Genomic DNA, 19,955 nt, shown 5'->3' with positions numbered 1-19,955 from the left:
CCCAGCTATTTCACTGACCCGGAAAAGCAGAAGGTTCTCCGCTTCGCAATGCAGAGGCCTGCTAACTACCTGACTGAAATCGAAACCTATCTGGAAAAGGCTCTTGCAGAAGCCCTTGAAGAAGAAAAGACCGCATAACAACAGACACCTGTAAGCCATCAACGAGCCCCCAGCCGCAAGTGCAGGGCGGAAAGCATCCGCGCCCTTGCGCCTGATAAAAATTGGAACTTTGATTTTCTCGCCCGGCTTTGCCACGGTGGGACGATCAAAGGAGCGTGCGTTTGAACAAAAAGAAAAAGTCCACAAACATTTCCCCTTACCCCGATGATGTCATCGACCGTCTGGCACGGGCGTTCTACCCGGCCATCCTTGCCTGCTGGAACAGCGAGGAAGGCCAAAGGGAGTTTGCCGCGTGGCAGGCAGAACAAGCTCATCATGCAAACAACGAAAAACAGGAAGTTCCCACTGGGGAACTCCCTGTTGTACATATCGCTATCGTCTGTGGTCTTTGGCAGGGTGCGTCCTATTCAGGGGCGCACCCTGTTTTTTGTTTTGCCCTTAATCTTCTAGCCCATGGCTTCCAGCCACATTCTTCAAATATTTCTCCGGGTCACCGTTCAGAATCAAATCCGCATAGCCCAACGGATCGTTGTAGATGAGGTAGTCCAGTTCCGTCCTCTGCGCCATGGTCACGTCCAATTCATCCTCGACCCCAGTGCAGTCAATGGAGATCATTCTCCCATCCCGGAGCAGCAGCTCCACGCAGCCGGTATCCATGTTGAATTTGCAAGTTCTTTCATCGTACTTCATAATCGTGTCCTTTCTGCCTTACGGCACCTTTACAGTTGTGACTTTTGTTATACGGTTCTTCTGATAAGGTTTTGGACACACAGTCGTCGGGAAGGAGCCGGAATTGTCATTTCCAAAGAAAACAAAAAATCCGAACCCTTCTCCTATCGAGAAAAGGTTCGGATTTTCATGGTTTGGTGCGATGGAAGGGACTCGAACCCCCGGCCTACTGATTCGTAGCGCACGCCGGGCGATTCCCTCAATTTTTGGAAGTTACGTTTTAACGTCATTTCTTCGCGATATATCGCAGGTTTTGAGCTTCGAGTTTCTGCACCCTTTGTCCGATTTTGCAACGATTTGCACCCTTTGCACGTTTTGAAACCGTGCAAAAACCGTGCACTTACTCCCGGACAAACTAAAAACCACTTCATCCGACAACGACTTGACGGCATTGGTTCGAGTGACTACACACCAAAAATCAAGTCTTGGAGGATACTACTATGACAAAATTGCTTACCTGCCGCTACAACATGGACACTAACCGGGTGGAAGCCCGGTTCGAGGATGGCACCACCATTGCCATCGACTGCATCGCCGTTGAGGACGAGTACGGCAACACCCCGGCACAGCGGGCAGAACTGGACTGGCTGCTCTACAACAAGCCCTTGGAGTACGCACAGATGGTGCTGAGAGGGGAGATGGAGCGTTATCTGTCGCTGGGGTGTGACCACGGCAGGCTGGAAGATTGAGCCTTAGAAAACGCGCGGCAAAACCGCTAATCGCGCGGCGCGCGTTTCAGCGCGCGATTAACGATTTCTGTTTTTATCGAATTGCAGTCATTTTCTGTCCTTTCCCAAGAAAATCGCGCGTTTCTTTGCGCGTAATAATCGCGCGGCGCGCGTTTTTATCGCTGATTTTCTTTTAAGCAGTATCTCCTTCCGCGCCCTGCTCCTTTTACTTCAATCTTCCCTTCTTCTACAAGCTTTCGAAGAATACGGTATGCCTGATCTTTTGTGTATCCACACAGCTCTTGTGCTTTCTGATTCGTAATCGACGGCTTATGCTTCAGATATTCAAGAATCCGATCCTTTGCCTGAATCTGGCTGACCGTCTTGTCCTGCACATAGGCCACATCGGTTTTCACCGTTTCGTAGACCTTGAGGGACAGCATATAGGTCTTGCCGTTGAGTTCCAGAAGCCCCTCGTCCCGGAGAGCATTCAGAACCTTGTGGGCATTGTCATCGGTTTCCTGAATCGTCTTTGCCGCCTGCTTCAAGGTGATTTTCTGGTGCTCCCGGAGATAGTGCAGAATCATCAGCTCCGACAGCGTGAACATCTTGGAACGCTTATCCTGCGTCTCTGCGATAAAACGCACGAAGTTCTGATTCTCCATCGTGCTGCGAAGGGTCAGCCGGACGGAGTTGGGCGTGCTGGCGTACTCCGGGTAGGGCTTGCCCTCGGTGAGCATACTCTGGAACATAATGTCCACGCCCTGCCCGGAACGCTGCACATACTTCAGGTGCTGAAGGGTCATGGCGATCAGCTTGTTCCGGGGAATGGACTGGTGGGTGATGATGTTGCTTTCGTTGATGTCCCCCGGAAAGCCGCCGGGGTTCTCAATCACGATCTTTGTGGGGTAGTGCTTGACGTAGATCGGTGCCATGTCCTCATAGGAGCGGTGCGCCAGCGCATTCAGCAAAGCCTCCTGAAAAACCGCTTCGGAGAAATCGTACACCTCCAGCCGGAACAGCCCCACCTGCACATTGGTCAGGCGGTTATAGGTGCGGATGCGCTCGGTCAGCTTATCCAGAATCGAGATCACCGGCTCCTGCATATCCATGCGGTTGTCGTATTCCGTCTGCGCCTCGTCGCTGTAATGGAGGTAGATCACCTCTGCCTGAGGCAGCAGCCGTGCAATGGAAGCCGCCTTACCCACAAACAGCAGCCCTGCCACCGTTACACGCACCTCGTCCTTATCCATGCGGATCAGGTTCAGGTTGTCCAGAAAGGTGGTATCTGCCAAATCCGGCAGGGCAGAGCCTGCATCCCGAATCCGCAGTTTCTCTTTCAGGCGGTACACTTCCAGCAGGTCAATGTCGTTTTCGGTTGCGCCCGCCACGATCTTTGCCGAAAAATCCGGGTTGTCAGCAGGGGAGTACACATCGTTTGCAGGGTAGTCGGGCTTTGTCACGTTCCCCAGCCGTCTGTAATAGATGCCGCCGGTGGTGGCAACATGAGAATTGGATTTCTCCACCGATACCACCAGCACCACACCGTCAGAGGTTTCTACCGGCTCGATTTCGGTAAACAGGCTGGGCCGGGTCATATCGTAGATGGCTTCCATCAGTGCCTGCGGGTCGCTCTTGGGGCAGCCCGTAATGGTGCCGTCATCTTCTACGCCAAACAGCAGAACGCCGCCCTTTGTATTTGCCAGCGCAACCGCACTTTTCACCGCAAGCTCTTTCCGCTGCCGGTAGTCCTTGCACTTCACCCACGACTTAAACTCCTGCCGGGTGCTTTCCCCGGCAGCAATCATTTTGCGGAGCGCTTGTTCGGTCATGGTAGAGACCTCCCCTCAACATACATTGCATTTCTGCCCTTAAAAAGAAAACAGGACGTACAGCCATAAACTGCACGTCCTGTTTTGGACTAATTAGCGGTTCTTGTTAGACTGCGAGAGAACGCTGCCTGCAAGAGTTTTGGTCGTGCTGCTGTATTTCGGGCTATTCAAAGCTGCCGATGCAACGCCTTCCATTTTCTTTCCCGTCTGATGACCACTCTTTGCCTGCGAGAGTGCACTTCCGGCAAGCTGCCGCTGAATCTTGGAAGTGCTACTGCTACGCAGCGCACGAGATGCCTGAGATGCAACAGACGAAGATGTTTTCTTAGAATTCATATCAATTCCTCCATGCTATATAAAACAAGGAGGGTGAAGCTACTCCCGATACCCTCAACGATCAAATCACGCAAGAATCACCTGCGTTTGCGGTGTTTGTTGTCACGAATGTGAAGTTCAAACGCCTTTTTGCCGTACTGCTTTGCGTACAGGCGATGACCGTTACGCAGCGTAATATACGCAGTGTAGACGATGGTCACATTCTCATCCATCCGATTGTCTCGCATAGTTACACTCCTCCTTTCAAGCAACGCTCGAACACGCCGCAAGCAAGTTGCAGACGAATCCGTGAAATGCTTGAAAAAGCCGGAGCAACCGGGTATACTAACCGTGTTAGTCGAATTAGTTTTGAGCTTCTGCTCTAGCTTTTTCAAGGAAAGCACGTGTCGGACAGATTAGGCCCTGTCTTGATGCGTGCTTTTTTATATGTCAAACAGTTGGAAACTGTCAGACCAAAGTTTTTGCGGCATTCAAGTCGAAAAGCATCATACCATCTCCGACAAGTTCGCCATCCACACGGTAGCCATGCTGCAAATCAGAATTCAAAAGACGCTTAAACGTCGAAAGCAAATCCATGGAATTCCAGCGCACAGACATCACGCCGTTTTTTTTGGGACGAAAGAAAGCCACCGCACGGGGCGTATCTTCGTCACAAGCCTGAAGAATAATTTGACGGCTGTCTCCATTTATGAGTAACCGAACATAGGCCGGTGAGCCCATTTTCAGCGTGACCGCCTTGTTGAAGGTGACGCCGTTAGCCGTGATCGAACAATAAGGCACACCTTCGCTAAAATCAAAAGCAGTAAAGCCGCTCAGGTCAACCATGCTATCCCCTCCTTGCTTACTAATTATATTCCTTCTTTTCTGCAAAGTCAAGAAAATTCAACCAGATCTTGCGTTTCTTTTGTCATTTCATCGTCTGATACTTGCATTTGTAAACAAGGTGTTAACATCTTTTATTGTCAAGGTCTCTTACGCAAAATTTTGCTCAGAATTTTTGTTTGCATTTTTGTGCACGATGTAGATTACACGCTTTTAGTCTTGCGTTTTACTCCATCGCTCTAGTCGTACTCTCAATAAACGCAATCTCATCTTCCGTCAGCTCGTACTTCTTATACAGTTCTTCATCCGTCCAAGATTTGCTGAAATCTTGCAAAGGAACAAAGCGGTATGTGCTGCTGGGCGTGTGCTGTGAAATTTTGCAAGCAGATACCAGAACACGGAAGAATCTTGTTTTAAGATACGAAATGAAATTCTTTGCCTCCATCTCCGTTTTGAATGCAACATACAGGAATGTTTGTGAACACACAGCGGTTTCACCGATGTATTCTGGCTTTCCCACAACATACGGATCATTGCCAGAGCCTGCCGCTTCAGGAATAAACACCTTGGGACAGTCAATATCACCCATATTCTTTTTGATGCTTTCTCTGGAAACATAGGCAATCGTCCGAACCATATTGTCAAGATACAGCAGTTTCACATTATGCTCTGGTGTGGAATCTTCATAAACCGCCGTTGCATTCTTTCCGCTCGTCTTGGGGTTAGTCGGAATACCAAACGGCGTATCATTGGACACAATCGTTGAAACAGTGTCTGTTTCTGCGGTGCCACTCATAACTTTCTTAACGATATTCGCAAGTTCTGGCTCACGCACCAAAATGTCAAGGTCGTTCAGGCTTCTAGTCGTTGTTTTCTCCTTGCCATTTTGTGCAAGGGTATATTCGCAATCTCCATCATAGCCGTTATCAATCAAATAGTAGCACAAGCCGCCTTTAATATCGACCGTTGGGAAAATATCCTGCGAAGATGGATAGACATACATCTTACGAATTTTACGATTTGCAAGCATCTGTGTGCGGAAGTCACCCAGCAAATTCTTTCTGCCAGCAGAAAACCAACGAGACGGAATAATCAAACTAATATAATGTGGCTCCACTTCCTCTGCAAGAGAAGCAAAATACTGGTAGATGGGCGCATCATTCGTTCCGCCAGAACCACCCATAAGCTGATACGGCGGATTGCCCACAATGGCATCAAAATTCATGGGCTGTCCCTCCTTTCCCCATGTATCGGTTCGCTGCAGCTTCTTTGCCAGACGCTGCGGGTCTTTTTCCATCCGTTCCAGCAGGTGCGGAATGTAGGTGGTGTTGACCGTCCAATCCTGATAGCCCACCAGCGTTCGCCGGGTGATGCTTTCTGCCATCCGGGTCTTGCACAGAACAAAGATCTGCTGCTCCACGGTCTCCTGCCAGAGAGCCTGTGTCTGCTCCAACGGCAGCTTGTCCTCCGGGCCGGGCAGCTCCATGGCGTACAGGCTGTATGCCATATACAGGGGATACAGGCCGGATTTGGAGTTCATTTCCAGAATCCGTGCCTCCGGGTTGAGGAAGATGTCCTCCGTGACCTGCCCCTGATCCACCAGACGAGGCACCTCCAGAACCTCCTGCGAATCGAACTGCTCGTTGAGGAAGCAATAACCGCCCACCATGTTGCTCAGATGGAGGTTCACCACCCGCCACGGGGTCAGAACGGTTTCCTTGTCGGGGTTGCGGAAGTGGCTGAAGATCTCGGCAATGCGCTTCACACGCTCGGTGGGCGGCAGCTCGTCCGCAGCCTTTGCCATGCGGCGAATGCGCAGACCCGCCCCGCTGACCACATCCTCGTCGTAGTATTTCAGCAGCTTGCGGAACAAAGCAGTGCTTACTCCTTTTGGCATGAACTCCTGCCAAGATTCAGGGTCTACCAAGTCGATAAAATCCGCCATGTGGATTTCTTCGGTCAAATCGACCTTTGCGCCGTAAATCAACAGCGGCAGACGAATCGAAACATTCCGCAGCAGCCGAATGACCTTATCGCGCTCCTTGCGCTGGTCTTGCAGCTTTTTGAGCAGTTCTTCGTCCTCTTTGCTGCGCTCCCGCTTGGGCTTGTTGGAGAGCTTGGAGGCTTCTTCGTACTCTTCGTTGGTCAATCCTTGATTGTTGATGTGGATTTTTGTCTCTTTCTTGGCGGCTTTCTGCTCGCTGAGCTTGTCGGACAGGGTATGGAACAGCTCCACATCTTCCTCATCCATCACCATGCCGGTATCCTGCTTGTAGACCGATTCATCGTCAAAGCCGCTCTTGATGGCCTTGTCCACGGTCAGCCGCTTGATTTGGCGCATCATCTTCGGTACGCTGTACTCGGTCATTTGCGTACCGTCCACGGCAATCACCGGGCAGAAGTTCAGGAATTCGCCCAGAGCCTTACGGTATTCTTCCTCGTTGGTTTTGCCACGTTTGGTGACGCGGTTGACCTCGGAAAGAACATTCAGTGCGCGGTCGGGCGCAAAATCAAAGACGTAGCAGCGTTCTTTCTGCTTGCCGTCCAGCACTCCTGCCGACTGCACCCGGAAAATGGTCTGCATATAGCCGGGCGCAGCCGTGCTTGCCGACCCGGTCAGCATCATCACAGCCGTCCACTCCGGCACCGTCACGCCGGTGGTCAGCTTGCCGCAGGAAATGGTAATGGTATAGCGGTTCGCTTTGATGACCTGCTTTACCAGCGTCAGGGCGTTGTCGTAGGGCATTTCGGCATCGCCGTCGCCTGCAACGTTGGCCACCTTATAGGCTCCAAACACAGGATGCTCTTTCAGCAGCTTGCTCAAGGCACTGGCTTCTTTCACGCCCGGAACCATCCAGAGGGTATGCCGGAACATCTCCCGGTACTCCGGCGTGGAGTAAGGATAGTTGCTCTCCGGGTTCTCCGAAGAAATCAGGTCCAGAAAGCTGCGCACGTCGGCCTCGTGGACAAAATCACCCACCTGTGCGCCAGCAGGCAGAGGACGAAAATCTCGTGCAGGGTCGCCCGTCCACACCCGGAAAAACTCGGTAAAGTTGAACGCCATCTCCAAGGTCTCGTAGCGGTAGGAGGTAGGCAGACTTTTCCCAAGGTCAAAGGTCAGGATGCGAAGTTCCGGCAGGTCTGCATAGGGGTTATGGTCGCCGGGGTGCAGGGTATCCCACTCCCGCTTGCGCTTTTGCTCCATGACGTAGTCCCACGTGTAGACGTTGTTCTCGTACTTCTGCATCAAATTGTACGGCGTGCCGGATAACTGCAGAACCTTGGGAGCCTTGCCGTTCTTTTCCGCTTCCAGCAAAGACTGCACCTTCTGCCCTCGCTGGGTCTGGGTGCCCTCGTGGGCTTCATCGTAAATCACAAGATCCCAGTCCATATCGAAAACGGCGTTATTCTTGTCAAACTTGCCGTCTGCCCGCTGAGAGCCGCGCAGGTCCTGCATGGAGGCAAAGTAAACAAACGCCTTGCCGGAATTCTGGTAGGCTGTCAGGTTTGCATCGTTGCGTGCATCCATTGCCGCATCGTAAACGGACGAATCCGTATCGAAACGGTCTTTTTTCAGGAAAGCACGGTTGTCTCCTTCGCCAAAAATCAGGTCAAAATCGTTGCGCCAGCCATCTTCCACCACCGGGCGGTGGGTGACCACAATCACCTTCTGATAGTTTGCTTTTTTGATAAGCGCATAGGCCGTAACCGTCTTACCGAAACGCATCTTGCAGTTCCAGAGCATCGAGTTCTGCTTGCGGAAAATCGTCAGCGTCCGATTGACGCAATCTACCTGCTCGTCACGCAGGGTAATAGCTCTCTTTTTGGGCGCAGCAGGGACAGTCTGCGGCAGAAAGCTGGTCTGCCCTTCGCTCTTTTCGGCAGCAGTCAGCGCCGTGCGGCCTTCCTTGACCGCCTGAATTGCACGGATGGCAACGGACAGCGGCACCTCAAACCATTCGCTGTCCTGATTGGAATTGGAGAACTTCCGGGCCGAAAATCCAGAATTGTACAGCACGTTATGGACATCGTCATCATCGAACAATTCCGTATCGGTCGTACCATCCGGGAAGGTGACGGTTCTGCGTGCCAGCTCGGTATATTGCAGGTCGTATTCAACCATCGCCGTCTTGGTATACTGGTCGATGCGGTCACGGGCAGCACAATTCAGCTCCGCACAGTTGGGCGGAAGCTGTTTGTAGCTGTTCACGCTGTCAAAATTTGTCTTTCCGATCTTCCAGTAGCCCTCGTGCTGGGCATCGTGAATCGTAAAGATGTAAATCAACCGATACGACATGGTTGGTTTATACGCTGCCATTTGCACTTCCTCCCCTCACCATCGAAAGGAACGTCATTGTCTGGTTGGAACGCCAATCCTTTATGATGCTGTAAATCCCGTTGTGCGCCCGGATATTTCCGCTTTTGCATCCGGGACACAGGTCAATTTGTTCCTCACTGCCGAACCAGCTGATAATTTCAATTTTGTTTTCCTTACAGCTGCCCGGAACCACATACTTTGTGCCGTCCATCTGCCAGAGGTTCCACGCAATGATGTTAGCGATCACCTTCATCTGCCGCAGGTGGGGAAGTTTGCCAAAGCGTTCCCGGTAAACCTCCACGAAGGTCACAAACAGGTTTTCCCGTGCCAGCAGCAAGCTGTCGCCCTGATACTCAAAGCCGTACACGCTCTGGAACGCCCGCTTTGTCCATGTGAACCATTCTTCTTCGGTGTCCGTGTTTTCGCTGATAACACGCAGCTTGCGGTCCAGCAGGCCAATTCGTTGGGAAATGGGAATGGTTTCGCCCGTTACGGTGTCGTAGCGGCTTACCAGATAGGGAGCCTCGCCGCAGGAGATTTCCAGCCGCTGTGCATCCACATATTTTTGCCATGTGTGCTGACGGTCGTCCGGGAAGGCGATTTTGTCAGCCGTTGCTTTCCACGACATCTCCTTCTGGATGTTGAAAACATCCTTCCTGCCAAACCACTGCTCATCCACCAGATTGTTCTGTGCGTTGCAGATCCAACTGGGGGTAAACACCTCTGCTTTGTCACGGGTGCGGTTGGTCTGATGCTCCACTGCTTTTTCCACTCTGGGCTGGATCAGACTGTCCTGTTCGCCTGTAACCAGCTCCGGCAGGATTTCTTTTTTGAAGCTGTATGGTTCGCCCAGTTCGGCGTAATCATCGGTTGCCCAGATGATGTTTTTCTTGGTGGTTTTGTCCTGAAGCAAAATCTCAAGGAGGGTGCGTTCATGGTCCAAAAGTTCCTGCTCCAACAGGTCAATTCCTGCAATGCTGAACATCCGCCGCCCTCCCTTCCATTTATTGATGGTACTATAATAACACACCTTTCGGGGTTTGTGAATGTGTACCATCCACCGTTTTCATCAGGGCACCCCATTTTCCAGTGCCCTGCCGGGAAGAATCCAAAGAGCGGCGGAACGCTCGTTGGCACACGACTTTGCCTGCAAAGTCTAGTGTGTTACACCTTGGTTCCGGCTGACGCGGAAAAGGGGCTGCGAAAGGCTCCGGCAAGCACCTGTTCTGTGGCAGAAGGATGCGCGGATGGGCGTGGCAGTTGACGGTCTTTGCCCACCCAGCGCAGACTTGCAGAGGAACCAATGGTGTACGTTCTCCTTCCTGCCGCAGCAGCGCTCCCCCTATAAGGCGCAGGGCAAATGATCAGCGTCTGTGCTTGCCCCGGTTGCCTGCAAGTGTCCCCGGTTTCAGCATTGCCGTTTTATAAAGAATCTTCTTTATCAGCTTCCTTTCATCCTCTGTCAGCTTATCGTAGTTGATGCCGATCGCCTTCAATGCTGTTCGGATCTTCTTTTCATCCGCAGACCCTTCAAGTTTCTGTGCATCCTCCAGTTCCTTCATCAGGTTATCGACCATTGCACCATCCGAAGTGGTCTTGTCCTTGCGGTGTTCCGTCTTGATGTTCTTCAGGATAGCCACCAACTCGTCATACAAGACCCGACCAAAGTACTCATCTTCATCGATCTGCCCCAGCTTCAAGGTGCTCATGTACAGATCATTTTCATCTGCTGCATACTTCTTTTTCAGCATTTGCCGCGTTGCTTCCAGACCGGCATTGAGGTTTTGAATGTTTGCGCTGACATATCCATCCACATAGATTTCCAGATCGGTCATGAACCGCTGGAAATTCTCATGCACGATCAGCTCACACAGCAGCCGATGATTGAATTTTCCATTCCTTAATACGTCCACTGCGCCATCGCTCAGATGCAAGTCCGAAAGGACTGCATCTGGGCGTTTTTTGTTTTCCGTCACACCCAACAGGTAGTCCGTGGTCACGCCATAGAACTCAGCCAGCGTTGTCACCGCATAAATGCTGAGGTCGGTCACATCGTCGCTCTCGTATTTCGACAATGCCGATTTGGACAGACCTGTCTGCTCTGCCAGCATTTCCAGCTTCAGATTCCGCTCCACACGCAGGTCTTTGAGCCGTTCTCCCAGTGTCAGCTTGATGTTCATGGTCGCACCTCCGATGTTTTTTGCACAGTATACCACTTCCGGCGGTTCCTGTCCATAAGCGTGGAATTTTGCTGATTCTGCACCTGTTTTCCGACATTATGGATATACGGCACAGCGGCCATTGCAGTGCTATCCTATAGACAGAAAGAAAACATATTAACTCCCCAGCAGCGAACATATTAAGGGCTTCCCGCGAAAGCCCTCTGAAATATCTTTCATTATAGGACCTTGAGAACAGAATGACCGTCCGAACTGCCCAGACCGCCAAGACCTCCCATCGGGGGAGCGAGCGCCCTGCATGGGGCCGACACAGAGTCCAAAAAGATTTCCTGTCGGGAGGCAGCAAGGGAGACCGGCTTTGAACGTGGCAGGGATCAAATTGATCCGTGCCAGAGCCTTTGACCAAAGGAGAAATTTTGAGTTTATATCAAAAGATCAAGTCCGCCATCACCGTTCGGCAAGTGGGAGAGATGTACGGCATGGAGCCCGACCGCCATGGCATGGTGTGCTGTCCGTTCCATTCTGACAGCGACCCCAGCATGAAGCTGAACGACACCTATTATTACTGCTTTGGCTGCGGAGCCAACGGCGATGCCATCGACCTCACCGCCAAGCTGTTTGACCTGAACCCCCGGCAAGCCGCCGAGAAGCTGATAAATGACTTCGCGTTTGCGAAGCAATGCAGTCCCCAGTGGGGACTGCAAGTGACCGAGCGGTCTTGCGTCAGCAAGATGGAGGGGCCCCGCCCCGACAAGCTCTGGCTTGACCCGGATAAGCCGCCCGCCAATGCCATCGCTTTGCCGCCGCCCAAGTATACTTAACAGACGCTGCTATCTCTAGTAGAGTCATTTTGCTGTCTCTGCTGAAAAAGCATAGTATTATATGGATACTGAACTCTGGCTTTATTTTGCTCCATAATCTGGACTGCTTTTATCGAACTTTCAGTATCCTTCATTCGGAAAATTTTGTCTATTCCATTCCATAGAAAATCAACCATTTCATCTCCATGTCTTCTCCATCCTTCATATATAAGCTCTCGAGCAAAGACTTTTGCTATTTTTGTAATTCGATTGTCTACTTTTTCGTTGCCGCATACAGCGTTTATATTTCTTGTATACTGTGTTTTGTTTTCTCTTTTCAGGTAATTCTCTAATGTCTCCGGATTCTTGTATTGAATTTTCATTTTCCCATTTATACGCACACCACCTGGACCAAAGCTTTCGCCTTTTTCCAATTTATCTGGTGCATCAACAACCAGTTTTTGCATATCAATTTCTCCTTTATTCACCACATGACTCGGTTTTACACAGAAAAATCTCATTTGTATTTCTATTTTCATGCGCAATATATTCTTCTTGCTTAATACTCATCGCCCTTAGGTCAACAAGCATTACCGAAAGGTCTCCTGCAAATGAAATTTCATTTTTGAATTTTATCATCTCCGCATAGTAATCAACAGAGTCCGTCACAAGTGTAACCTTTCTATTATCTTTTAATGGAATTAAGACCGCCTCTGCCAAGCATTGTCTTGCATAGCGCATTGGAGTAATTTTTATATAAATACTACCATCTCGAATCACCGGTTCTGGTCCATGTTCTATAAACTTAAAAGTCCATTCCTGAATACTCGATTCCTCTAATACAACTGACATCTGTGGAGCAAAAAAGCGGTACTGCTTGTCTATAGTTTGTTTTCTAAAGCGAATGTCTTTTCGTATCAGTCCTCCAAGTACTAAAAGCTCCAGCTTATTAAAGAAGTCTCTACGTTTCGTTTCCTCATCTTCTTCGAGTTCCTTAGGATCTCTATATCCCGCAGCAAGCATCATTTCTCGATATAATTTATTTCTTTGGCGTTCATCCTTTTGCCCTTTGTCTCCAATGGATAATTTATAAATCGTTTCAGGTGTCGGTATGTACTGTTTGTGAACCAGTCTTTGAATGTTAGAATAACTGACACCTGTATCTTCGCCATACTTTCTGTATGTTCTATCCCCCTTGCCCTTTAGTATTGTTTCCCACAATGTATTTCTATCACTCATTTCCGAACCCCCACATAGTGTTTTTTATCTTGGTTACATTATATCACTCAAGGAGTTCAAAGTCAACACAATCTTGTTGCTTGCGAAACAAACCAAACTTCTTTATTCATGGTGGCCGCAGGGTGCGGGGTTTTGTAGGCATCGAACCGCTTGTCCACCCCTGCCCGTAAAAAGTGCATTTTTTACGGAAGAAGTTCGTACAACCTGTACGGTCTGTACTTGTACGCACCTGTACAGCGAATCGAAACGAATTAAAACGTGTTATCGTTTATATTTCGCATTTCCGTACGCCGTACAGACCGTACGGGTTATTTGAAGTCCGTACAGATTTTTTGTACACCCCAAGAAGGAGCGTGATCTATGAAAGCCCAATATGGAACTTGTCGGGGCAAGGTCCCTCCATCTTGCTGTCGCAAGACCGTTCTGTCGCTTAAAGTCCCCGCTGGGGACTTCATTGTTCCGCTGCGCTCCACAAACGCGAATCTTACGATTCAAAAAGTACAAGGGGCCTGCCACCAGCCCCATCGAAGCCCATAACGAGCGCACCAAGGAGCAGTACGCCAGCAACCCGGATATCGACACGAGCCGGAGCCGCTACAACCTCCATCTGGTGCAGCCGCAGGGCAGGTACCGGGAAGAAGCCGACCGCATGATAGCCGCTGCCCACTGCCGTGTCCGCAAGGACAGCGTGCGGGTGGTGGAGGCTCTTGTCACCGCCAGCCCAGAACTTGTCGGGGCGAGGCCCCTCCATCTTGCTACGCAAGACCGTTCTGTCACTTAAAAGCCCCACTGGGGCTTTCATTGTTCCGCTGCGCTTCACAAACGCGAAGTTTTTCAAGGACAAGACCAACCGGGAGATCAGAGCGTACTTTGCGTACGCCCTGAAATTTTTGGAGGGCAGACAGTGCCCGGATACCTTTCTCTCTGCTGTTGTCCACATGGACGAGAAAACGCCCCACCTGCACCTCTGCTTTGTGCCACTGACCCCTGACGGGCGACTGAGCGCCAAGGAGATCATCGGCAACCGCAAAAACCTTGTGAAGTGGCAGGACGAGTTCTGGCAGCACATGGTCAAGCAGTACCCGGAGCTGGAACGAGGTGAAAGCGCCAGCCAGACCGGGCGAGAGCACATCCCGCCCCGCATCTTCAAGGAGATGACCCAACTGACCAAGCAGAAGGAGCAACTGGATGCCCTGCTGGTGGGCATCACCCCCTTCAACGGTAAGAGTCGTGCAGCGGAGATCAGCAAGCTGCTGGACAGTTATATCCCCAACGTGGCACGGATGAAGGACCAGCTGCGAAAGTACAACGTCGCCTTCACCAAGACTGCCGCCGAAAACGAAAAGCTGAAAGAGAAGAACAAGACACTCTCTGCCTCGCTGGACAAAGCGAAGGAAGGGAGCGTCTTGAAGCGTCTGGAGGATGCCAAGCTGCGGCAGGACTACGAAGCCGCCCTGAAAACGCTGGACAGCATCCCGCCGGAGGTCATTCGATTCTATGAGAACCGCACGCAGGAATCTGTGGTGCGCCATGAAGTATAAGGAGAAAAGCATATGGATATGAATTTTGAGAAGAACGCATCTGTGAAATTTGAAGATTATACGAAAAACTTCTTGCAGTCGGACTCTGATCCGGCTACAATGGAGGTGGTCACTCGAACCAATGCCGTTAAGTCTCCGACCAACAGCCCTGAGACCACTAAGCTGGTGTACACGGTAAAGGAGGTCGCGCAGATGCTGGCCATCAGCCAGCGTGCCGCCTACAACCTGTGCAACAGCACCACCGAGTTCCGTGTCCTGCGGGCAGGCGGAAGCATCCGCATCCCGAAAGACAGCTTCGATGCGTGGCTCTACCGGGCAGCTTGATAAGGAGGCAAATCTATGGCATATATCACGAAACGCGGCAGTTCTTACAGCGTCCGCTACACCTATCAGGACGAGCACGGCAAGAGCCGCGACAAATGGGAGAGCTTTCCCACCAAAGAGGAGGCGGTGAAACGCCAGAAGCAGATCGAGCATGAACTGGCGACCGGCAATTTCCTGATCCCGTCCACCGTGACGGTGGCAGAGTTCCTGATGGACTGGCTGCCCAAGCAGTGCAGCAAGCACAAGTGGGCACCCAAGACCTACCAGTCCAATTTGGCGCTCATCCAGAACCTCATCATCCCCTATATCGGGGAGATGCAGATGCAGAAGCTGCGGCCCTACCACATCGAAGCCCTGTACGACACCCTGAGCAAGACCCCCTGCGGACAGTATGTGGGCGGCAAGCGGCGAGACCTCTCGCCCAAGCAGCAGAAGCGCACCCTTTCCGGCACCACCCTCCATGAGGTCCACCAGCTTCTGCACAATTCCTTTCTGCTGGCGGTGGAGTGGGGCATCCTCATCAAAAGCCCCGTCCCGGTGGAAGCACCCAAAAAGACCACCCAAGAGCGCAGCATCTGGGAGGTGGACGAGATGCGGGCAGCACTGGACAGCATGGAGGACCCCATCCTGCATCTGGCGGTGCACTTGACGCTGGTGGGTGCGCTGCGGGAAGGGGAGGTGGCAGGTCTGACCCCGGAGGACATCGACTTTGATGCTGCCAACGGCATGGGCACCTTCACCGTCAACCGTTCCATGCAGCGGGTACAGAAGGACACGCTGGCACAGGTGGACAAGGGCTGCATCCTCCGCATCTTCCCGGACAAGCTGGAGGGCAGCAAGACCTCCCTCATCCTGAAGGACACCAAGACCGAAGCTTCCTGCCGCACCATCTTCATGACCGCCGCCCTGCGGGAGGAACTGAAGCAGTGGCTGGAACGGCTGAAAAGGGAAGAAACCCTCGACCCGGAGCGGTACCGCAACAGCGGGATGCTGCTGCGGCTCCCCAACGGTCTGGCGGTGGAGCCGGTGCTCATCCGCAAAAAGTTCCTGAAATGGCAGGATGCGCACCCGGAGTTCCCGCGCATCGTATTTCACGGTCTGCGGCATTCCAGTGCCACCTACCAGTTGATGATCTCCGGTGGCGACATCAAGGCGGTGCAGGGGACCACAGGACACGCCAGTGCAGATATGCTGGTGAACACCTACGCTCATATCCAGCAGTCCTCCCGTGTGGAGCTGGGCAAGAAGTTTGAAAGCGGCTTCTATGCCAAGCCCGAAACCCCCAGCCCGCAGGCTGTACCCGCCGCAGGCGAACCCACCATCTCCATGACGGCTCTCTTGGAATTGCTCAAGGATGCCGACCCGGAAATGAAGGCAAAGCTCCGCTTGGCCCTGCTCACCTGATGCAAAAAAGGGCACTGATTGCAATGCAATACAGCGCCCTACATAATCGGACATGGAAAACACCGACCGTGCAAAAACCGTGCAGAAACCGTGCAGCCATGGCTTACAAAACAAAAAAGCCATGAAATCTTTCGATTTCACGGCATTTTCTGGTGCGATGGAAGGGACTCGAACCCCCGGCCTACTGATTCGTAGTCAGTCACTCTATCCAGCTGAGCTACCAACGCATACGTTCCGTTCGGAACATGATGTATTTTATCACGCGCAGCCGGGTTTGTCAACGGTTTTTTGCAATTATTTTTTGATTTTTTGAAAAAGAATGTCTTCTGCACGGTTCTGCGCACATTTTCGGTGCCGGGTGCTCTGCCCGGGGGCTGTTTCCGCAGGCAGAACGGCCGCCGTTTTCTGCGGCGGCTGCCTTTCAGGGTGCGCCGGAACGGCGCGGGAGCCCCCGCTAAAGTGCCGGTTCAGCCGGGAATTCTTTTCTTTCGGCCGAAAAAACGGCCCAAAATACAGCCAATCGGCGCTTTTTATGATTTTTCTTGTATCGCTTTTGTCATTCTTGTGCTATAATAACCTTACTATATGTTTTTAGAATGTGCTTTTGCGGGGATGCAGGTTTCTTCCCCGGCGAAAAGGCACCACGGAGGGTAGATCCTATGAAACTGGTAAGCGTGGAAACTCCTGAAAAGAGTGTCTGCAAAATGACTTTCAGCGCCAGTGCTGAAGAACTGGAGACTGCATCCAATGCGGTTTACGAGCGCACCCGCGCCTCTTACACGATCAAGGGCTTCAAAAAAGGCGAGGCTGACCGTGCACAGATCGAGGCTGACCGCGGCGAGCACACTTTCTGGTATGACGCCATCAACGACCTGATGGACAAGGACGTGCCCGCACTGTACGACGCCGCTCTGGCAGAGCATGGCTTTGTGCCGGTGGACGCTCCGGTCTACGATCTGGTCAGCGTGAAGAAGGATGAGGGCTTTGTGGCCACCGCCACCGTCGCCCTGCAGCCGGAGCTGAACCTGACCAAGACCACCGGCTTTACCACCGAGTGCGTCACCCCGGAAGTGACCGACAAGGAGATCGACAGCGTGCTGGAGCGCCGCCGCAATGCAGCCGCGGAGCTGGTGCCCCACAAGGGCCCGGCCGTCAAGGGCAACATCGTACATATCGACTACGAAGGCCTGCTGGAGGGCAAGCCCTTCCAGGGCGGCACCGCGCAGAACCAGACCCTGCAGCTGGGCAGCGGCCGCATGATCCCCGGCTTTGAGGAGGGCATCCTGGGCCACAAGGCAGGCGAGGAGTTCGACATCTTCGTCACCTTCCCGGCCCGCTACCACGCAAAGGACCTGGCCGGCAAGCCGGTCATCTTCAAGATCAAGCTGATCGACGTCTGCGTGCGCCAGATCCCGGCCCTGAACAGCGACTTTGCCAAAAAGGTCGCCAATGTGGACACGCTGGACGAGCTGCGCGCACAGGTCAAGCAGCAGCTGCACGACGGCAAGCACGCCAGCGCGCTGAACCGCGCCAAGGATCAGATCCTGACCCAGCTGGCCGACGCCGCCGAGGGCGATCTGCCCAGCACCCTGGTGGAGAGCACCTACCAGCTGCAGATGCAGCAGATCCAGCAGCAGCTGCAGATGCAGCGCCTGAGCCTGGACCGCTACCTGAGCCAGATCCACGAGACCCGCGAGAGCTTCACCGCAAAGGTGCGCACCTCTGCCGAGAAGACCGCCCGCGTGCGCATGGCTCTGCTGCAGATCGCACAGCAGGAAAACCTGGTGCCCACCGAGGAGGAGATCGACAAGCAGCTGGCTGAGCGTGCCGAGCGCACCAAGAAGACGCTGGAAGAAGTGAAGGCACAGGCCAACATCCACGCGATGCGCCGCAACGAGGGCATCCGCAAGGCCGCTGACTGGGTCATCGAGCATTCTACCATCGAGGACAAGTAATTTCATCCCGATACAGCAAAAACCGCCCGTGCAGCAGATGCACGGGCTTTTTTATCGAAACTATGAATTTTTATGGAAAGCCCTTGACTTTTTTGTGTTTCGGCATATACTAAAAGCAGCCAAAACTCGATGATGTACATGGCTGTTCGCAAAACGACCCCCGGAGAGGTTGCTTCTCTCCGGGGGTCTTGTGCTTACTTGCCCTTCTTGTCCGGGTCAAGCCACTTGCACAGGAAGTAAGCCACTACCTGCGCTGCGACCGAGACAATGAACTCGATGATGTATGCCACAGCCATTCACCTCCTCCTGCTGCATAGCACTCGGAGTCGGGGGACGAAGGGCAGCATAGACAGTATAACACAGATTACGACACGAAACAACAAAAGGCGGCTCGCAGGAACACGAACCGCCTTTTTGCATTTTATGCCACCAGCTTGAAGCCCATGATGACTACGCCCAGCACCACCAGCACCACGCCGGTGGCGCGGTTCAGGGTCTTGGGGTCGGCCTTGTTGGCGAAGACAGCCGCGATGCGGGCCCACAGCAGGGTGAACACCACGCACAGCGCCCAGACGAACCAGTCGGGCGTGCCACCGATCATGAAGTGGGAGACAGCGCCGGTCAGGGCCGTGAAGGTCATAATGAACACGCTGGTGCCCACGGCGGTCTTGAGCTCGTAACCCAGCACGCTGGTGAGGATGAGCAGCATCATCATGCCGCCGCCTGCGCCGATGAAGCCGCAGATGAAGCCGATGAGCACGCCGCACACCACCGACTGGATGGCGCGCTTCTGGGCGCTGACGCCCTGCATGGCCTCTTTCGTGGTCATGACCGGCCGCACGATGAACTTGACGCCCAGCAGGAAGGTCATGAACACCGAGAAGCCGCCCATGGTGGCCGAAGGCACCTTGCTGGCCACCCAGCTGCCCACCACCGTAAAGACCAGCACGCTGGCCATCATAATGAGGCCGTTTTTGATATCCAGATTCTTGTTCTTATGATAGGTATAGGCCGAGACGGCGCTGGCCAGCACGTCGGACGAAAGGGCGATGCCCACGGCCATGTAGGGGTCCATGTGCAAAAAGGTGATGAGCATGGGGCTGATGACCGCCGCCGCGCTCATGCCGGCAAAGCCGGTGCCAAGGCCGGCCCCCATGCCGGCAAAAAAGGCGACCAGCACCGTAAACAGCACGCTCATTTTATGCATTCTCCTTTAAGATGTCGTCCAGATTTTTCCCGATCAGTTCCATCGTCCGGAAAAAGACCTCCTGATCGGCTGGTTCCACATGGTCCAGCAGGCGCTTGAAGAAAGCGTTCTGCACGGCACGGCCCCGCGCGATGATGGGCCCGGCCTTTTCGGTGCAGAGCAGCTCGGTCTTGCGGCGGTCGCCCGGCACGGCGCGGCGCTCCAGCAGCCCCTCCTGCACCAGCTTGTCCACATTCATGGAGACGAGGTTCGCCTTGATATGCCGCACCTCCACGATGTCCCGGGCTGTTTTATAGTCCGGGTTGTTGGCAAGAAACAGCAGGATATCCAGCGCCGTCTGCGACAGGCCCAGCTCCTGACACAGCGGTTTGCAGACGGCATTGTACGCCTGCGAGGTCTTGATGGAAAATTCGATGTTCGGGTTCACGGCAGGTCTATCCTTTCATCTTTGAATGATTCATTTTTGAAATATTATAGTGC

Annotated in this window: 20 protein-coding genes, 1 tRNA gene and 1 pseudogene; 8 read left to right on the top strand and 14 right to left on the bottom strand. The window is 52.8% G+C overall.

The window, feature by feature from the left end:
- Positions 1-558: 558 nt before the first annotated feature.
- On the bottom strand, positions 559-810 hold the full coding sequence (locus tag CGS49_RS03795) for a DUF6061 family protein (RefSeq protein ID WP_005927463.1): 252 nt from the start codon (positions 808-810) through the stop codon (positions 559-561).
- A 479-nt stretch (positions 811-1,289) separates the two neighbouring features.
- Here CGS49_RS03795 and CGS49_RS03790 point away from each other — a divergent pair, with 479 nt between their 5' ends.
- Positions 1,290-1,538, top strand: a complete 249-nt coding sequence (locus CGS49_RS03790; RefSeq protein WP_015537124.1) for a DUF6061 family protein — start codon at positions 1,290-1,292, stop codon at positions 1,536-1,538.
- Between the two features lie 155 nt (positions 1,539-1,693).
- On the opposite strand, the gene CGS49_RS03785 is transcribed toward CGS49_RS03790, so the two are convergent.
- From CGS49_RS03785 to CGS49_RS03760, 7 genes are all read right to left on the bottom strand, one after another.
- Entirely contained in the window at positions 1,694-3,349 is a 1,656-nt protein-coding gene (locus CGS49_RS03785) for an RNA-binding domain-containing protein (RefSeq protein ID WP_097800585.1), read from the bottom strand.
- 93 nt (positions 3,350-3,442) lie between these two features.
- On the bottom strand, positions 3,443-3,685 hold the full coding sequence (locus tag CGS49_RS03780; RefSeq protein ID WP_207653397.1) for a hypothetical protein: 243 nt from the start codon (positions 3,683-3,685) through the stop codon (positions 3,443-3,445).
- Between the two features lie 77 nt (positions 3,686-3,762).
- Positions 3,763-3,912: a hypothetical protein gene (locus CGS49_RS14155; protein WP_179859019.1), complete on the bottom strand. Its 150-nt coding sequence runs from the start codon at positions 3,910-3,912 to the stop codon at positions 3,763-3,765.
- A gap of 220 nt (positions 3,913-4,132) precedes the next feature.
- Positions 4,133-4,510: a hypothetical protein gene (locus CGS49_RS03775; protein WP_097800583.1), complete on the bottom strand. Its 378-nt coding sequence runs from the start codon at positions 4,508-4,510 to the stop codon at positions 4,133-4,135.
- A 223-nt stretch (positions 4,511-4,733) separates the two neighbouring features.
- Positions 4,734-8,825, bottom strand: coding sequence for an Eco57I restriction-modification methylase domain-containing protein (locus CGS49_RS03770; protein WP_097800582.1), 4,092 nt, complete (start codon positions 8,823-8,825; stop codon positions 4,734-4,736).
- Positions 8,812-9,810, bottom strand: a complete 999-nt coding sequence (locus tag CGS49_RS03765) for a restriction endonuclease subunit M (protein ID WP_097800581.1) — start codon at positions 9,808-9,810, stop codon at positions 8,812-8,814. Before CGS49_RS03765 ends, CGS49_RS03770 begins: the two co-directional genes overlap by 14 nt.
- A 379-nt stretch (positions 9,811-10,189) precedes the next feature.
- Complete coding sequence (locus CGS49_RS03760; protein ID WP_097800587.1) at positions 10,190-11,005, bottom strand: helix-turn-helix domain-containing protein; 816 nt, start codon at positions 11,003-11,005, stop codon at positions 10,190-10,192.
- Positions 11,006-11,421: 416 nt separating this feature from the next.
- Between CGS49_RS03760 and CGS49_RS03755 the strand changes: the two genes are divergently transcribed.
- Positions 11,422-11,826 carry a CHC2 zinc finger domain-containing protein gene (locus tag CGS49_RS03755; RefSeq protein ID WP_242975350.1) on the top strand — a complete coding sequence of 135 codons (405 nt, stop codon included), beginning with the start codon at positions 11,422-11,424 and terminating at the stop codon, positions 11,824-11,826.
- On the opposite strand, the gene CGS49_RS03750 is transcribed toward CGS49_RS03755, so the two are convergent.
- Both CGS49_RS03750 and CGS49_RS03745 read right to left on the bottom strand, forming a co-directional pair.
- Positions 11,823-12,272, bottom strand: a complete 450-nt coding sequence (locus CGS49_RS03750; RefSeq protein ID WP_097800580.1) for a hypothetical protein — start codon at positions 12,270-12,272, stop codon at positions 11,823-11,825. The two genes, CGS49_RS03755 and CGS49_RS03750, sit on opposite strands and share 4 nt — an antisense overlap.
- 13 nt (positions 12,273-12,285) lie before the next feature.
- Positions 12,286-13,044, bottom strand: a complete 759-nt coding sequence (locus CGS49_RS03745; protein ID WP_143405804.1) for a hypothetical protein — start codon at positions 13,042-13,044, stop codon at positions 12,286-12,288.
- A gap of 454 nt (positions 13,045-13,498) precedes the next feature.
- Here CGS49_RS03745 and CGS49_RS03740 point away from each other — a divergent pair.
- From CGS49_RS03740 to CGS49_RS03725, 4 genes and pseudogenes are all read left to right on the top strand, one after another.
- Positions 13,499-13,771 (top strand): annotated as a pseudogene (locus CGS49_RS03740) (plasmid recombination protein); the annotation flags it as partial.
- A complete protein-coding gene (locus CGS49_RS03735) occupies positions 13,716-14,585 on the top strand; it encodes a plasmid recombination protein (RefSeq protein WP_430407817.1) in 870 nt (289 codons plus the stop codon). The pseudogene CGS49_RS03740 and the gene CGS49_RS03735, both read left to right, overlap by 56 nt.
- A gap of 12 nt (positions 14,586-14,597) precedes the next feature.
- On the top strand, positions 14,598-14,909 hold the full coding sequence (locus tag CGS49_RS03730) for a helix-turn-helix domain-containing protein (RefSeq protein WP_097800578.1): 312 nt from the start codon (positions 14,598-14,600) through the stop codon (positions 14,907-14,909).
- Between the two features lie 15 nt (positions 14,910-14,924).
- Complete coding sequence (locus tag CGS49_RS03725; protein WP_097800577.1) at positions 14,925-16,313, top strand: site-specific integrase; 1,389 nt, start codon at positions 14,925-14,927, stop codon at positions 16,311-16,313.
- 150 nt (positions 16,314-16,463) lie between these two features.
- Here the strand turns inward: CGS49_RS03725 and CGS49_RS03720 are convergent.
- Positions 16,464-16,540: transfer RNA gene (locus CGS49_RS03720), tRNA-Arg, on the bottom strand.
- A gap of 61 nt (positions 16,541-16,601) precedes the next feature.
- Here CGS49_RS03720 and CGS49_RS14150 point away from each other — a divergent pair.
- Both CGS49_RS14150 and tig read left to right on the top strand, forming a co-directional pair.
- The gene (locus CGS49_RS14150; protein ID WP_179859023.1) at positions 16,602-16,886 is read left to right on the top strand and encodes a hypothetical protein; all 285 of its coding nucleotides are present in this window, start codon (positions 16,602-16,604) and stop codon (positions 16,884-16,886) included.
- A gap of 86 nt (positions 16,887-16,972) precedes the next feature.
- Positions 16,973-18,268: a trigger factor gene (gene tig, locus CGS49_RS03715; RefSeq protein WP_097800576.1), complete on the top strand. Its 1,296-nt coding sequence runs from the start codon at positions 16,973-16,975 to the stop codon at positions 18,266-18,268.
- Positions 18,269-18,270: 2 nt separating this feature from the next.
- Here the strand turns inward: tig and CGS49_RS14145 are convergent, their stop codons facing one another.
- The 3 genes from CGS49_RS14145 to CGS49_RS03705 all read right to left on the bottom strand — a co-directional run bounded on the left by CGS49_RS14145 (position 18,271) and on the right by CGS49_RS03705 (position 19,902).
- Complete coding sequence (locus tag CGS49_RS14145) at positions 18,271-18,408, bottom strand: hypothetical protein (RefSeq protein ID WP_179859022.1); 138 nt, start codon at positions 18,406-18,408, stop codon at positions 18,271-18,273.
- A 281-nt stretch (positions 18,409-18,689) separates the two neighbouring features.
- Complete coding sequence (locus tag CGS49_RS03710; protein WP_097800575.1) at positions 18,690-19,466, bottom strand: sulfite exporter TauE/SafE family protein; 777 nt, start codon at positions 19,464-19,466, stop codon at positions 18,690-18,692.
- A 1-nt stretch (position 19,467) separates the two neighbouring features.
- Entirely contained in the window at positions 19,468-19,902 is a 435-nt protein-coding gene (locus CGS49_RS03705; RefSeq protein ID WP_097800574.1) for a MarR family winged helix-turn-helix transcriptional regulator, read from the bottom strand.
- Between the last annotated feature and the right edge of the window lie 53 nt (positions 19,903-19,955).

Origin of the sequence: Faecalibacterium langellae (genome assembly GCF_002549775.1) — a bacterium.
In the GTDB taxonomy this organism is placed as follows: Bacteria; Bacillota; Clostridia; order Oscillospirales; family Ruminococcaceae; genus Faecalibacterium; species Faecalibacterium langellae.
Note: the sequence above shows the minus strand (reverse complement) of the source record. Positions and strands in the feature narration are given on the sequence as shown.

Coding starts and splice junctions, on each gene's coding strand:
- CGS49_RS03795 (WP_005927463.1), bottom strand. CDS start 810: ATGAAGTACGATGAAAGAACTTGCAAATTCAACATGGATACCGGCTGC.
- CGS49_RS03790 (WP_015537124.1), top strand. CDS start 1,290: ATGACAAAATTGCTTACCTGCCGCTACAACATGGACACTAACCGGGTG.
- CGS49_RS03785 (WP_097800585.1), bottom strand. CDS start 3,349: ATGACCGAACAAGCGCTCCGCAAAATGATTGCTGCCGGGGAAAGCACC.
- CGS49_RS03780 (WP_207653397.1), bottom strand. CDS start 3,685: ATGAATTCTAAGAAAACATCTTCGTCTGTTGCATCTCAGGCATCTCGT.
- CGS49_RS14155 (WP_179859019.1), bottom strand. CDS start 3,912: ATGCGAGACAATCGGATGGATGAGAATGTGACCATCGTCTACACTGCG.
- CGS49_RS03775 (WP_097800583.1), bottom strand. CDS start 4,510: ATGGTTGACCTGAGCGGCTTTACTGCTTTTGATTTTAGCGAAGGTGTG.
- CGS49_RS03770 (WP_097800582.1), bottom strand. CDS start 8,825: ATGGCAGCGTATAAACCAACCATGTCGTATCGGTTGATTTACATCTTT.
- CGS49_RS03765 (WP_097800581.1), bottom strand. CDS start 9,810: ATGTTCAGCATTGCAGGAATTGACCTGTTGGAGCAGGAACTTTTGGAC.
- CGS49_RS03760 (WP_097800587.1), bottom strand. CDS start 11,005: ATGAACATCAAGCTGACACTGGGAGAACGGCTCAAAGACCTGCGTGTG.
- CGS49_RS03750 (WP_097800580.1), bottom strand. CDS start 12,272: ATGCAAAAACTGGTTGTTGATGCACCAGATAAATTGGAAAAAGGCGAA.
- CGS49_RS03745 (WP_143405804.1), bottom strand. CDS start 13,044: ATGAGTGATAGAAATACATTGTGGGAAACAATACTAAAGGGCAAGGGG.
- CGS49_RS03730 (WP_097800578.1), top strand. CDS start 14,598: ATGGATATGAATTTTGAGAAGAACGCATCTGTGAAATTTGAAGATTAT.
- CGS49_RS03725 (WP_097800577.1), top strand. CDS start 14,925: ATGGCATATATCACGAAACGCGGCAGTTCTTACAGCGTCCGCTACACC.
- tig (WP_097800576.1), top strand. CDS start 16,973: ATGAAACTGGTAAGCGTGGAAACTCCTGAAAAGAGTGTCTGCAAAATG.
- CGS49_RS14145 (WP_179859022.1), bottom strand. CDS start 18,408: ATGTACATCATCGAGTTTTGGCTGCTTTTAGTATATGCCGAAACACAA.
- CGS49_RS03710 (WP_097800575.1), bottom strand. CDS start 19,466: ATGAGCGTGCTGTTTACGGTGCTGGTCGCCTTTTTTGCCGGCATGGGG.